Source organism: Desulfosporomusa polytropa (assembly GCF_055380075.1).
Window position 1 is genome coordinate 3,969,484 of sequence record NZ_AP042400.1, and the last position, 15,073, is coordinate 3,984,556.

12 protein-coding genes are annotated in these 15,073 nt (G+C 42.6%); 1 reads left to right on the forward strand and 11 read right to left on the reverse strand.

Going from position 1 to position 15,073, the window contains the following annotated elements:
• Positions 1 to 6 precede the first annotated feature (6 nt).
• The 10 genes from hisD to ACZ449_RS20290 all read right to left on the reverse strand — a co-directional run bounded on the left by hisD (position 7) and on the right by ACZ449_RS20290 (position 13,805).
• A complete protein-coding gene (gene hisD / locus ACZ449_RS20245) occupies positions 7 to 1,269 on the reverse strand; it encodes a histidinol dehydrogenase (RefSeq protein WP_464257860.1) in 1,263 nt (420 codons plus the stop codon).
• Between the two features lie 43 nt (positions 1,270 to 1,312).
• On the reverse strand, positions 1,313 to 2,080 hold the full coding sequence (locus ACZ449_RS20250; protein ID WP_464257861.1) for an SDR family NAD(P)-dependent oxidoreductase: 768 nt from the start codon (positions 2,078 to 2,080) through the stop codon (positions 1,313 to 1,315).
• Positions 2,081 to 2,349: 269 nt separating this feature from the next.
• On the reverse strand, positions 2,350 to 3,561 hold the full coding sequence (locus ACZ449_RS20255) for a DUF401 family protein (RefSeq protein WP_464257862.1): 1,212 nt from the start codon (positions 3,559 to 3,561) through the stop codon (positions 2,350 to 2,352).
• A gap of 41 nt (positions 3,562 to 3,602) precedes the next feature.
• Positions 3,603 to 4,607: a nucleoid-associated protein gene (locus ACZ449_RS20260; RefSeq protein WP_464257863.1), complete on the reverse strand. Its 1,005-nt coding sequence runs from the start codon at positions 4,605 to 4,607 to the stop codon at positions 3,603 to 3,605.
• Between the two features lie 109 nt (positions 4,608 to 4,716).
• Complete coding sequence (locus ACZ449_RS20265; RefSeq protein ID WP_464257864.1) at positions 4,717 to 5,580, reverse strand: class I SAM-dependent methyltransferase; 864 nt, start codon at positions 5,578 to 5,580, stop codon at positions 4,717 to 4,719.
• Between the two features lie 807 nt (positions 5,581 to 6,387).
• The gene (locus ACZ449_RS20270) at positions 6,388 to 7,743 is read right to left on the reverse strand and encodes an amino acid permease (protein ID WP_464257865.1); all 1,356 of its coding nucleotides are present in this window, start codon (positions 7,741 to 7,743) and stop codon (positions 6,388 to 6,390) included.
• A gap of 28 nt (positions 7,744 to 7,771) precedes the next feature.
• Positions 7,772 to 10,828 carry an efflux RND transporter permease subunit gene (locus ACZ449_RS20275; RefSeq protein WP_464257866.1) on the reverse strand — a complete coding sequence of 1,019 codons (3,057 nt, stop codon included), beginning with the start codon at positions 10,826 to 10,828 and terminating at the stop codon, positions 7,772 to 7,774.
• Positions 10,825 to 11,892 (reverse strand): efflux RND transporter periplasmic adaptor subunit, encoded by a 1,068-nt coding sequence (locus ACZ449_RS20280; RefSeq protein ID WP_464257867.1) that lies wholly within the window; start codon positions 11,890 to 11,892, stop codon positions 10,825 to 10,827. Before ACZ449_RS20280 ends, ACZ449_RS20275 begins: the two co-directional genes overlap by 4 nt.
• Before the next feature lie 20 nt (positions 11,893 to 11,912).
• Positions 11,913 to 12,479 (reverse strand): TetR/AcrR family transcriptional regulator, encoded by a 567-nt coding sequence (locus ACZ449_RS20285; RefSeq protein WP_464257868.1) that lies wholly within the window; start codon positions 12,477 to 12,479, stop codon positions 11,913 to 11,915.
• 135 nt (positions 12,480 to 12,614) lie between these two features.
• On the reverse strand, positions 12,615 to 13,805 hold the full coding sequence (locus ACZ449_RS20290; RefSeq protein ID WP_464257869.1) for an MFS transporter: 1,191 nt from the start codon (positions 13,803 to 13,805) through the stop codon (positions 12,615 to 12,617).
• 181 nt (positions 13,806 to 13,986) lie between these two features.
• Here ACZ449_RS20290 and ACZ449_RS20295 point away from each other — a divergent pair, with 181 nt between their 5' ends.
• On the forward strand, positions 13,987 to 14,247 hold the full coding sequence (locus tag ACZ449_RS20295) for a DUF2164 domain-containing protein (protein ID WP_464257870.1): 261 nt from the start codon (positions 13,987 to 13,989) through the stop codon (positions 14,245 to 14,247).
• A 30-nt stretch (positions 14,248 to 14,277) separates the two neighbouring features.
• Here ACZ449_RS20295 and ACZ449_RS20300 read toward each other — a convergent pair whose 3' ends face one another.
• The gene (locus tag ACZ449_RS20300) at positions 14,278 to 14,982 is read right to left on the reverse strand and encodes an N-acetylmuramoyl-L-alanine amidase family protein (RefSeq protein ID WP_464257871.1); all 705 of its coding nucleotides are present in this window, start codon (positions 14,980 to 14,982) and stop codon (positions 14,278 to 14,280) included.
• Between the last annotated feature and the right edge of the window lie 91 nt (positions 14,983 to 15,073).

The following is a 15,073-nucleotide window of genomic DNA, read 5'->3' on the forward strand; positions in this document are numbered from 1 at the left end:
CGGCTGTTATTCCACCCTGAGGGCCACAGATTTCTGATGAGCATACAGGCCCTCGACACCGGCCAGATGCATACAGGCTGCGGAAAGATTCTTAGCACCCTCTGCCGAGACCTTTTGGTAGAATGATGTTTTGATAAAGGTTCCCACCCATACCCCATTGGAATATTTGGCTGTCCCTGCCGTGGGCAGTATATGGTTTGTACCGGAAACATAGTCACCAAACGATACTGGTGTATATTTACCAATGAATAAAGAGCCATAGTTTGTTAACGCCTTACTCACTTCATCATCTTTACTTGTTTGCACTTCAAGATGCTCAGGTGCCAGCTCATTGGCTACTGCAATCGCTTCCTCTAAATCATCGACAAGCAGAATATGACCATTATCTTCCCATGCCTTCGCCGCGGTCTGACCTGTTGGCAGCATGTCAACATATTTTTTTAACAAAACGTCCACTTCATCTACCAATTTTTCGCTTGTGGTAACAAGTATGCCTCTGGCTGACGGGTCATGCTCACACTGTGCCAGCAAATCGATAGCCACATATTCGGGTACCGCACTCTCGTCAGCGATAATCAGCACTTCGCTAGGGCCTGCCAGGCTGTCAATGCCAACCGCTCCCATGACCTGACGTTTAGCTTCATTAACGAATTTATTGCCAGGACCGACAATTAAATCTACCTTTTCAATGGATTTTGTACCATATGTATAGGCGGCAATAGCCTGAGCCCCACCCATAAGATACACTTCATCAGCACCAGCGATATCCATAGCGACTAGTACCGCCGGATGGATGGCTTTGTGTTCCCGTGAAGGCGGACAGCAAGCCGCAACCCGCTTAACACCGGCAACCTTAGCGGTGATGATTGACATCAGTGCCGAACTAGGCAACGGATAACGCCCGCCGGGTATGTACGCGCCGCAGGATTTCACCGGAATCAGCCGATGCCCAAGTGTTACTCCACCCACATTGGTTGCTACTTCGACAGGCTTAAGACATTCCAACTGTTTTTCGGCAAAAAATCTAATCTGATCAGCCGCATATTGCAAATGCTCAACAGTCGCTTTTTCTACTAAATTATACGCATTTTTAATCTCTTGACTACTGACCCTAATGCTGCTTACATCAATACCATCAAATTTTTGGGTAAGCTCCTTGATAGCCTGATCGCCTTCAAGCTGTACCTTTTTAACAATACCTGCTACGGTTTCTACTAACTCATGATCCTGTTGTTTACTGCTGCTTTTGGGTGTTTTAAGTACTTTCACGTCAACCATCCTTTGCTTAATCATTTATTATGATATTTTTTCACTAGCTTGCCAACCAACCACCATCGACATAAATAATCTGGCCTGTAATATAATCAGAAGCTGGACTTGCTAAAAATATGACCGCCCCGGCAAGATCGTCAGTGGTACCAATCCGCCCGGCAGGTATCCTATTCTCAATCCATTTGTTATGTTCTTCATCCTGAAAAAAAGGTTCTGTCATCTGGGTGCGGAAATAGCCTGGTCCAATGGCATTTACTTGAATATTATGTGCTGCCATTTCTACCGCCAGGGCTCTGGTAAACTGCAGTACGCCGCCCTTCGAAGCACTATATACAGTGGCCTCAGCCAATCCAATCTGACTGGCCAGAGAACCGGCATTGATAATTTTGCCTTGTTTTGCAGGAATCATATATTTTACAGCCTCCCGCGAGGCAAAGTATAAGCCCTTGAGATTAACCGCCATGATGGTGTCATAATCTTCAGGCGTTACCTCCATAATCCCCTTGGGGATTTCTGTCCCGGCATTGTTGACAAGTATATCCAAATGCCCAAATTCATCAACAATAGCTTTCATTGTTGACTGAATATCAGCAAGCTTCGTTATATCAGCGGTTAATGCTATTGCATTACCGCCAGATGTTTTTATCTGCTCAACTGTCTCATGAAGCTTGTCTGAACTTCGGCCCACACAGGCAACCGCTGCTCCGGCCCCGGCCAAAGCAAGTGCATACCCCTTACCAAGACCATGCCCAGCACCAGTAATTACGGCAACTTTGCCTGACAAGCTAAAAAGCTGTCGATAATCCATTTTGAAAAATCACCTCACAATTACTTGCATTAAGAAAACAACCCTATATAGATAGCTTTATGTTCTGCAAAGTTCGTGAAATTCCTCTAATTCATTCCACTATTTCTGTATTATTGTTTTAATGCAGTAAAGCTTTATGGATAGAATATATACCTGCAGTATATAATTTCACAGACGTAGGCGAATGGTGTATTGCTAACACACCATTCGCCTACAAAAAATCTATACTACATTACATATAGTTGCGCTTAAATTTGCATGGTAAACGTTTAGGCTATTCTTGCAACAATGCAGGCTGCAGCAATCATAATTATTTCCAACAAGGCAATAGGCTGAAGTGTCTTTAAAAAATCAGCTTTAAAGTAATCTAAGGTAACTATTAAACAAAGATGTGCCGGCGACAGCATTTGTCCGGCAATACCGAGAACAAAGGAAAGCGTAGCTAGCTCAATATCACCAGGGGCTAACACCGCGATAAAGGGAAAAGTCAACGCTATAAATCCCTGTGAAGTGCCTGTGAGAATCCCAGAAACAAAAGCAATAGCACCGATAATTATGGCATTAGACACAGCCAAATTGTTCAGCAACGCTGCAATATCCTCAATCGCACCCGTCTGGCGTAAAATATTTTGAAAGAAAAGAATGGCAACAATGCCCCACAACAACTTGCGATCAAAAGCGTGTACCAACATTGTCCGAATATCGCTAAAACCTTGACGTAAGATCATCACCATCGCAACCACAACTATAGCCATGGAAACAGAGGCAGCTAATTTTACAACGACAACGAGAAAAAAATTAGCAAGAATAGGGCCTGCCGCCAGCGCTACATAATAATAACCCGAATCTGCATCAGTAACAGCACTGTCAAGCTGAACAGCGCTTTGGTCACTTTTGAGCGGTGATAAGAAAAACATCCAACCGATTATAATCGCAAATGCAGTAACCCAAACCATATTTGAAATCAGCGTGTTCAATGGGATACTGGCAAGCTGGCTGGCAAGCAGCATACTTGCCAGTATCGGATTGGTAAACTCCCAAACGTGACGAAACCAATAATTTATGGCAGTCTTTGTTTCGGCGGTTAGTTTATAAGATTTGCTGGCATTTTCCACTAAGGGGGCTGAGAAAATAGCTCCGCCTAATGAGGGAAGAAAGCCAAGAAATGCGGGCATTAACGCCAACAAAATCCGATCACTGCGCATAACTTTGCGAGCAGTTGACATTAAACCGTCAACAATACCGCCGCTGCGTAGTTGATATTCAAGGCACATGACAAAATATAAGGCTAAGACAATTTCCCATGTGCTAGGGTTAGTGGCTGTTTCCAGTACCGCCGTTTGCAAATGTACTAAATTTAAACCTGACAACAACAACAATACACCTGAACCTGCCAACATGGCATTACCCATTTTTACCTTACGATTAAGCAAAAATACAACAATAGCCAATGTGACAACAATCTTTGCGACAGCAAACATAACAGCAACTCCTATATTGTAAAATAATGTCCTCTCTAGACTTACTTATTGACAATACTCCCAATTTTCTTCAATGCTATCGACAAAGTACCATCTGGATTATTAATAAACTCGATATATTCGTTATTTTGAAAGTAGTCTACAGGAAAGGTTATTTCAATGCCTGTATCGGTTTTAATCTTATGGTTTTTCCCTGCTTTGATAGCCAAATCCTTATCAATTTTCACTGTTTCAGGAATACCGGCCTTTTCCACTTCCTCCATATACTCTTGCTGCATAAGCGGCGAGGAAGGAAATACAGCCTTGCTTAATTCCACCGGATTCAGGTATTCTGAAACCTCTGTATTTTCAACGATGTAGCTCTTGCTTTTCAGGGCAGCTTCAACCGTACTTTCTCCATGGTTTTCGGCTACTGCCCGTGCAATAGTATTCACCAGTTCGAGCGTACCTTTGGGCGAAATGAGTGAACTACATTCCAGTATGTGATCGGCAATTATATATGTCTCAATGCCATTAACCGAGCGTTTTTTATCAATAAACTTAATGTCCAGCGAATCCACGTCGACAAACGCATATTCCTCAATTTTTTGCGAAAGGCTGGGTAAAATAGCGTAGTGGTTGATAATATCATTTTTCAGCTGGTCATTCTCCTGTACTACTTGATGAATAAAGCCCACCCGATTCGTGCATTTTAGGAGGCCAATTACCCGGTTATCATCGATAGTAAAATCGCAAAGCAGCACATCGGTAGAATCTAAGGTGTCAGACTGGGCAATTGCGGTATACATTAATTCTGCTACATATACCGAGAAGCTGATAAAGTCTAACGTATTGGCAATATAATCCGAAACCTGGCTTTTAAATTTGCTATTGGGATAAAAAGTGCCTGATTTTGCATTTTGCCCAGTATACGATTTCTCAATATGCTTGGTTAAAAAGCTTATAACACTGTTACTTTCCCGGTCTAATTCCTGCTGCGAAAAAACAGTTACCCCTGATTTAAAATCCAGTATATGTAGAATTGCTCTGTTTATATTGATCAACATTAGCATCGTCCTCTTCTTTTTATATCTGCTTGTAATTGTACCAATAATCCCCGTTCCTTGAAAGTCCAAAATTTAATGGGACGAGGTTCCTGTCCCCCCGTCCCGGTACTTATACCTTTCTCGCCACTATAGCGATCCAGTCATTCCCACTTTCATAGGTCGTTCCTGTCAGATCGCCCCACACCTGTTCAAGGGCAAAACCATTCTCGTTTAATGCCTCAGTAATTGTTATGAGTGAATAATCATGAAACCAAAGCCGGTAGGTTTTACTATCGCCTGTTTCATCAATAACGATATACTGATCTAACCAGATATCAGCTTCGGGATAATCAAACCCCAGTTCCAGTACAGCATGTCTATGAGGTCGCCAAAAACCTTTCTCAGCGAAATACCACCTGTTTTTTAGCCCTTCCCGCATCCTTAAGTTACGAGTAGAAACATCAAAAATAAATAACCCGTCATCCTTCAATGCTTTGTGAATAATTTGAAGCAGCCTGTTACGGGCTTGATCAGAAAAAGTGCTCAATTCCCCATATATCTGCAACACACGATCAAACTGGCGGTCATAATCCAGATCAAAGAAGTTACCACAAAGATAGGTACTATTCAAACCTTGTTCCCTAGCTACTTTCCGTGCGTATTCAATTGACCTTTCGGATATGTCAATACCAGTAATAGCCACGCCATACCTGCACAATCTGTTACTGTATAAGCCAGGGCCACAGCCTAAGTCAAGTACCGTATCATCCTGTTGCAAAATTGCAGTACTTATAAGATGATTTACCGTTTTTTCAATGGTTTTCCAACTTCTGCTTGCCCCATCAGAATTAGCAGCTAAGTGAGCTGCAAGCATACTCTTGGATATGTGCGGATCATCCCAAAACAAGGCTTCCCCTAGTTCAAATAACGCTGGCCTGCTGGTGAACCGCGACAGATTATCCAACAGGACTTTGGCACAATTGCAACTTGTCATCAAATTACCTCCTTGTTAGTTACTTTCCTGCCCCATTTGGGCCTATCACACCAATTTTTTCACCTTTAGCCAGTGTAAGCCGATTAATCTTGAACAAGCAATGTTCTCCCACATATTTAACGATTTTTTCTAATTTTAATAACAGAAAAGCCCCTCCTTTTTAATAAAGAGGGGGGGGGGATGATGTACAGACAAAAGGGTATACCAAAAACATACGTCTATACCCAATCCCCTTTAGAATCACAAAAGAGCACCAAAACAAACCTGTCTCATAATACCAGGCTGTGTCTCTCCACGCTCTTTTGAAGTTACTAAAAAGAATGATTAGCGCATGTCAGTTTTACCTTTTTACCTTTCCAACTTAAATATGCCCTATTATTTTATATTATACCTAACCACAGCAGTCTTTTCAAGTTATTGTAAAAAATACTAATACTTACTCCTTCTTCTGCTGCTTTTCTGCAAAGGCAAAGCACTCCTGTCCGGATGATTCCTTGACAACAGCCGACGGCATTCGGTGACTCTTAAATCCCATCGCCTTGCAGCCATAGGGGAAATCTTTATCCCAAGTAATATGATAATATTGACATTTTATACATCTTGGTTTAGCACTCATTTTTAATACCTATACAAATTATTATTGGGAATGGCTTAATTGCCTACCCAGTTCTCACATCTCACATTTTACCTTATAGAAAAGCATTGTGCAATTTCTCAATTGCACAATGCTTTTCTTCTTTATAATTGTTTTAAAATTAGCCAAAGGCGTCGTAGCCCAAATGTCTACAGAACCGTTTCCTAGTTCCCTTACGCTTTGGGTTTTAATTTGTAGGCAATATACAAACACAACAGCCAAACCGGCGCAATATACAGCGAGTAGCGCATATCAGGCATAAATGCCATAACAACAACCACCAGCACTAAAAAAGCCAAGCAAACATACGATGCCAGCGGATAAAACGGCATTTTAAACACTAATGGTTTCTTGGCCTGCACCCTCTGTTTGCGAAACTTCAATTGAACAATTACAATGGTGGCCCAATTAATGATAATGGATATAGTTGCCAACGCCATAAAATATAAGAACACCTTTTCTGGGTCCAGATAACTTACTAACACAGTGATTAAGGTAAAAGCCGATGAAACCAAGACCGCAGTTACTGGTGCGCCTGCCGAATTCAGCTTACCCAAAATTTTAGGAGCATTTCCTTGTTGAGCTAGACCATACAACATTCTACCATTACTATATAAGGCACTATTATACGCCGATAAAGCGGCAGTAAGAACCACAAAATTCAATAGATTAGCTGCAGCTGGGATACCTACATGGGAAAATATCTGGACAAACGGGCTGCCTGTTGTCGCCATTTCATCCCAGGGAAATATCGCCAGAATAACCGTCATTGCGCCTACATAGAATAGCAATATTCTCCATACGACTTGGTTAATGGCTTGCGGAATGGTTTTTTGAGGATTTTCTGCCTCGCCGGCAGTAATGCCCACAAGCTCAACACCACCAAAAGAAAACATGACCAATACAAGCGACATGACAATACCATATAAGCCCATCGGGAAAAAGCCGTCATGGGTCCACAAATTGCTAATACCGATAGGCTGTCCGCCATTGCCAATACCAAAAACGATCATGGCTATACCAAAAACAATCATTCCGATAATGGCCAATACCTTGATAATGGCAAACCAAAATTCAAATTCCCCATAGGCTTTTACATTAATAACATTAATCAAGGTAACGACAACTAGGCACACTAGTGCCGAAACCCAGGTAGGGATATCAGGGTACCAATAGTTGATATATGTCCCGATAACCGATAATTCAGCCATGCCAACAACGACATAGTTAAACCAATAATTCCAGCCAGCAATAAAGCCTGGCAGCTCCCCCCAATATTGATAGGCATACTGGCTAAAAGAACCTGATACCGGATGAGCAACAGCCATTTCACCCAGCGCTCGCATAATGAAGAAGATAACAATACCGCCAATTAAATAGGATAAGGTAACAGCTGGTCCAGCCATTTTCACCACAGTAGCCGAGCCGTAAAACAACCCAGTACCAATAGCTCCCCCTAGGGCAATCATTTGAATATGCCGATTCTTGAGACCTCGCTGGATGTGTTGCTCTGTATTATTCGTACTCATGCTTTTCCCCCTTCTTTTATTTAGTGGCCTACTCTACTTTGTCTGTCGGTTGTACCTTAAACCATACCGCATACATTGTCGGCAACGCCAGCAGGGTCAGCACTGTTGCACCAAGCAAACCGCCGCTAATAGCCACCGCCATCGGCCCCCAAAAAGTACTAGGTACCAGCGGTAACATGCCAAGTATGGCCGCCGCTGCTGTCAGCATAATCGGCCGAAACCGCAGCACAGCCGAATTGATGATAGCATCCCATGGCGTTTCACCGTCTTTAATATGTTGTTCAATCTGGTCAATAAGAATAACCGAGTTACGGATAATCATGCCGCTAAGGGCCAAAATACCAAGTTCGGCGACAAAACCCATCGGACGCAAGGTTAACAACATGGCTACGCTAACCCCAATAATTCCAAGTGGCGCAGTAAGCATAGTCAGAATCATTAAGGATACCTTTTGCAGTTGCAGCATCAGCAGTATCACAATAACCATAAGCATTATCGGCACTGTTTGCAACAAAAATTCCATAGACGTGCTGCCTTTTTCTGCCGCCCCGCCAACCTCAATACTATAACCGGCTGGCAGGCTATCGCGCAGCTGTTTTAGATTTTCATAAACCGTCTTCGTGGCGTCATTACCAGTTACCCCGGCAACAACCTCCGCTTGTACAGTAATGGTTGGCTTTAAGTCGTACCGCCAGATTAAACCATCCTCGGCCTCATAACTTATCTTGGCAATTTGCTCTAATGGCACAAATTTGCCATTGCCGATGTGTACTGGCAAATCTTTGACGTTAGCTAAATTTTTTCGATTGCGGGCGTCAATACGAAATACAATTCCCACCGTTTTATCTTGTTCATAATATTCGGCAATAGCGGCACCTGCTAGCTGGTTCTGCAAGTCCTGAGCCAAGCTTTGGCTGCTGATTCCCAACATTCTAGCCTTGTCCTGATCAATTGCCAAATGCATAACTTTGCTTTTTTCATTCCAGTCAAAATTAATGTTTTTCAGAGTTGGATTGCCTGCCATATTATCACTCACTTGTTTGGCAAGCTCGCGCACCTGCTCATGGTCATAGCCGGAGACACGCAGCATAACAGGGTACGGTGACGGTGGACCTGTCTGAATTAGTGTAACATTTCCGCGCACATTTTCAAACTGATTAATAAATAATTGCGTAACTTTTTTTTGCAAAGCGTCACGAGCTTTCAGATCTTTAGCAACAATAATAAATTGAGCATAATTATTGGCTGGCAGTTTAGGCTCGATCGTAAGAATAAAGCGTGGTGATCCTTTGCCAACATAGTAACTGTAAGACTCGATATCCGGGTCGTCGGTAAGGCTGCCTGCCAGTTTCTGTGCTTCTTGCTCAGTAGCAGCTATGGCGGTACCTTCCGGCAGCGTCAGCTCCACAATGAGTTCAGGTCGGACTGACGGTGGAAAAAACTCCTGTTGTACAAACTTCAATAAAAAGATTGAACCGATAAAACAGGCTACCGTAATGCTCAGCACCAGCTTCTTGTTGTACAAACACCAAGTAAGTATCTGCCGAAACAATCGATAAAATCTGGTATCATATAAATCATGACCTTCAGCAGCCATATGTTTGGGGTTGATTAATTTATATCCTAAAAGCGGGGTTACCACAACTGATACCAGCCAGGAGATCAACAGTGCCATAGTCATAACAGGAAAAAGACTGCTGGTAAATTCAGCCGCCGACCCTTTGGAAAAACCGATAGGTATAAAACCGGCACAAGTAATCAGCGTGCCTGTAAGCATGGGGAAGGCGGTAGCCCTGTAAGCGTAGCAAGCGGCCTCGAAGCGCCCCCATCCCTGCTCTAATTTTACTGTCATCATCTCAACAGATATGATGGCATCATCGACTAATAGACCCAACGCCATGATTAGTGCACCCAACGATACCTTGTGCAAATCTATGCCGCCCATCTTCATACAGGCAAAGATACCGGCAATGACCAAGGGAATACAGAGAGCAACAACAATACCTGAGCGAAAACCTAGACTGAGAAAACTAACTGCTAATACAATAATAATAGCTTCCCACAAGGATTTAACAAAATCAGCAATAGATTCTTTAACCACTTGGGGTTGATTGGATACTTGACCGATTTCCATACCAAGCGGCAAATCTCTATTTATTGAGGAAATGGTTTTTGCCAGGTCTGTTCCCAGGGTGAGAATATTCCCCCCCTTTTCCATCGCAAGTGCAATGCCGATAGCGGGCTGACCATTAAAATACATTTTAGGTTCCATTGGGTCAATATAACTGCGCTCAATCGTAGCAATATCGCCTAAACGGAAGGTACGCTCATTGACACGAATGGGTACGTTGCGTAAACCCTCGACATCTTCGAACATCCCCGATACCCGCAAATACACATTATCTGAGACTGTTTCGACCATACCTGAAGGAGTCACCGCGCCTTGCGCTTTTACGGCAGCAATAATAATTGCCGGATCGATTCCCAGACTGGCCAGTTTACTGCTTTCCATTTCAACATAAATTTTTTCAGGTTGAACACCAATAAGTTCAACCTTGCTCACATTTTTTACACCAAGCAGGATTCTACGTATTTCCTCGGCTTTTTCCCGTAGTTCCTCGTAACTATAGCTGTCTGATGTAAGTGCATAAATATTGCCAAAGACGTCATCAAACCGGTCATTGAAAGCAGGCCCGACTACACCTTGGGGCAAAGTACCTTTGATATCATTGACCATATTACGCACTTCCAGCCAGGTAGGCCGAACATCTTTTTCGTTTACCGTATCTTTTAGATTCACATAGATTACAGCCTGCCCTGGCCGCGAATAACTTTTTAGAAAATCCAAACCTGGTGTATCCTGTAGCTTCTTTTCAATTTTGTCTGTTACCTGTTCTTCCACCTGCCTGGCACTTGCTCCTGGCCAGGAGACAGACACAATCATCTGGCGGATTACAAAATCGGGGTCTTCCATTCTCCCAAGCTGCTGATAGGAAAGTATTCCTGACAGGAAAGTCAGCAGCACAAAAAAATACACAAGCGGCTTATGATTAAGCGCCCATTCGGTCAAATTGAGCTTATTCATGTCCGTACCTTTTGCCCTTCCCGCAGTTTTTGTACCCCGCCGGTAACGATGAGATCACCATCTTGGAGTCCTTCCAGAACTTGCACCTTGCCATCACCAAAAATTCCCACCTTTATGGAGCGCAAGCTGACTATACCATCGTGAATAACCCATACATTCGGAGTATCACCGGTCTGGTAGATTGCAGCTAGCGGAATATACACTGCTGGCTGACTGGTGGAACTCCCCACAGCAACGTTGGCTGTCATGCCCAAGTTCACTTCTGCCGGCAGATTAATCACACTGATTCTTACTTTATAAGTTCGAGCGACTTTATCAGCCACTGGTGAAATCTCCCTAACTTTTCCCTCAGCAGTAATGCCAGGTAGTGCCCAAAAACCAATACTTACTTGCTGTGCCTTGCGCATTGCGTCAATACGGTTTTCCGGAACATTGATTTCAATTTCCCGTTCACCGCCCTTTACTAAGGTCAGAACAGATTGACCAGCGCTGACGACTTGTCCTGCCTCAACATTGACACTGGAAATAACACCAGCACTATCTGCCACCAAAGAGGTATAGCCTAGCTGGTTAGTGCCTTGCGCATACTGAGCCGTTGACTGGTTGACAGAGGCTAGAGCGACTTCATAGGCGTTCTCATATTGATCAAGTTGCGCGCGACTGATCGCGCCTTGCTCATATAACTTACGGTACCGTTCCAAATTGATCTCAGCTAAACTCAATTGGGACTGGGTGGAAGCAACTTGAGCCGAAGTAATGTTTACCGTTTGCTGAATGTCTTTGGGATCGACCTCCAGCAAAACATCCCCCGAATTAACTACACTGCCAAGCTCGACATGGCGTTTGATAATTTTACCGCCAACCTGGAATGCCAGCTGTGTTTCATACCTTCCCCGCACTTCACCTGAGTAGCTTGCACTTTGCCCCATGGCATCTATTTTTATTGTTTGAGAACGAACAAACGGTGTTTCATCTTTGACAGTTTCTGTCTTTGAACAGCCGGCAAAACCCACAGATAGAATCAGCATAACCAGTGCAATGCAACCAGCAACAGTCTTTTTCATACTAAAGCCTCCCTCCACATTTATTTCTTCACAAGCGCATTGACAATGAAATCAACAAGCACCTCTGTATAATCCTCTTCTTTTTGCAACGGTCTGGTACGCGCATAGCTGAAGGCTTGGAATAACTTAAAACCAGCATAAGCTACAACTTTTTCATCAACCTCCCGAAACTTCCCCTGCAGTTTCCCTTCGCGAATAATCCCGGCGATAATTGCGATAATCTCTTCATCAATAATTTCATGATATTTTCTGGTTGCCAAAGCCACAAACAAATCATCATCTTTTAGTATCCTTGTAATAAAGTGGTCTTGGTTAAAATACGCGATTGACTTCCTAATAAGAAGAACCAGTCTCGCCAGCGGGTCAGATACATTGCTCATCTGTGCAAATAGTATCTCTATCGTTTTATGGCATTCACGCAAGAGCAGACATTTGAACATATCTTCTTTATCTAAAAAGTGTTCATATATTGTCTTTTTTGAAATTCTACAGTCTCTACTAATCTCATCCATTGTTGTCTTTTTAAAACCAAAGCGATCCATTCGTTCGGTTGCTTTATCAAGGATAAGGCTTTTTACATCATCCATTGTATCTCCCTCTTCCATAAACTCAATCAATGAGTGGCGCAACTTCTCCACTCATAAACTATTATAGTATTTCAGTTTCCGAAATTCAATAGGAAACCGCCTGTCAGCTGCCTGCTTTTCCATTATTTCGCCTAATTAACGTACTCTAGTTCTTTTCCAATAATATATGCCCATTAGTATTGCAGCAAATAACGCCATAGCTGAACCGAAATAAAAAGGTGCCCGATTGTCAACCTTATCATATAATACACCTGCAATAACACTTGCTGGCAGTAATGTAATTCCTATGAGTGAATTGTATAGACCCAGCCCTGTCCCCCGCTTGTCTTTGTCTATAAGATCAGAGACCAACGCCTTCTGCACACCGTCTGTCGCCGCACTATAAAGTCCGTATAAGGCAAATAACAAAATCACTATGACTTTATCATTTGCACTGCCAAAACCTAAATATATGATGGAATATAATAAATATCCGAAGATGATCAGTCTTTCCCGGCCAAACTTATCGGAAAGCATCCCCATAGGAATAGCAAATAGTACTGAAACTGCGTTAAATATCAAGTAAACAAGCGGTATGAACACTGCTTCTATACCAACATCATTTGCCTTTACCAACAACAAGGCATCTGTCGAGTTACCCAGGGCAAATAGAAAAGCTATTCCCAAAAACATGTAGTATCTGGCTGGAAAATCCTTTAATGAAATTTTTCCAGCCAGCTCTGCTTTATGCCTCTTGGCTTCCTTGACAAAGAAAACTATAGTCAGTACGCCTAGTATACCAGGCACTACCGAAAGCAAGAATACCTTACGATAATCACCTGGAAACACTGACAAAACGGCAAAGGCCAGCAGCGGTCCCACGATGGCGCCACTATTGTCCATAGCTTTATGAAAGCCAAACCCTCTCCCCTTGTTACCCTCACCTGCTGTCGCGGCGATCAAACTGTCTCTAGGCGCAGTCCTTATTCCTTTGCCAATCCTTTCGGTAAAGCGTAATGCCAAAACCTGCAGCGGTGACGTGACTATAGAAAATAATGGGGATATCACCGCCGTAAAAGCATAACCTATCACCATAAAAGGTTTATTTTTACCAATTTTATCACTCCAAAAGCCTGATAATGCTTTGATCATTGATGCCGTACTTTCGGCAATTCCTTCAATAAGCGACAGTTCTGTCTTTGTTGCGCCTATAGACAGTAAAAAGAGCGGCATAACCGCATAAATCATCTTTGTTGTCGTATCAGTAAAAAAGCTGGTTATCCCTGTGAAAAATATATTCCGCTCAAGTCCTAAAACCTTTTTCCCCTGCTTGTTTTCAGCACTCATACTTGCCTCCCACTACCTGCCATTTACTCGTATTAGTTATACTTATCAATTCCATAGCATCTATTGTACCATGGCCCGCATTCTTGCTGCGACGGCGTTCTATGATTCATTTCCTTATTATTGATAATAAATTACCGTATATGCTATAATTTTAGGATAATGTATTTATTGGGAGATAACAATGAAAAATATACAATTAACAAAAGAACAGCAGCAGCTTGCTGTTGAAGATATAAAGAACTACTATTTTACTGAAAAAGATGAAGTAATTACTGATTTATCAGCAACACTGCTGCTGGATTTCATACTAAAAAACATCGGTCCTCCTATTTACAATCAGGCAATAAAAGACGTTCACTATTTCATGGGTGAAAAACTTGAGGATATATTTTCCCTAGAAAAACCCCTTCGCAAGATTTCCCATATCAATAAAAAACCGTAAGCGAAATGCTTACGGTTTTTTAAAAAGGATTTAACTACCAAAATATTGCTTGATCCCATTGTAAATTCCTACTGCCACTTTTTTGTCAAAGCTGCGATCAGCAAGCAATTTTTCTTCCTTAGGATTAGAGATAAAAGCTGCTTCTGTCAATATCGCTGGCATTTGGGTATTCTTGAGGACATAGTAATCATTCTGTTGAACGCCCCGATCATATAGCTTTAATTGCGCAACCAGATTAGCCTGTACCAACGGGGCAACATTGTCGTCTTTCTTACCATAAGTATAGGTTGTTGTGCCACCGGCCAAAGCAGAAAAAGCATCAGCATGGATACTCACAAACAAATCCGCATTTGCCTTGTTGGCAATCGCGACACGAGCTGCCAACTCTTCTTTGTCACCTGCTCCAGCATGAGCGACATCGTTGTCAGATATCCGCGTCATAATTACCGATGCCCCACCACTTGTCAGCAAATTACGCAATTCTTTACCAATAGCCAATGTAACATTTTTTTCCATGACGTTCTGGGGACCGATGGCACCCGTATCACTGCCCCCATGACCAGGGTCAATGACGATTACCTTTCCTTGCAATGGAGATCTTTGTGTTTGAACTAGCTGCGCTACTACTTGCTTTAACAAATCATCAGTTACTGCATTAACCGATAATGGCATTAACCCCAGAACCAATACTAATAGTGCCGATAATATGATCGGCATCCGTATTTTTCCTTGCATTTACTCATCCTTGCTCTTATAAAGTGTGCAGTCCCACACCCATTATACTTTATCAGAGTTCGCTAGAGGAAATGCAATTTTTTCCGCCTTA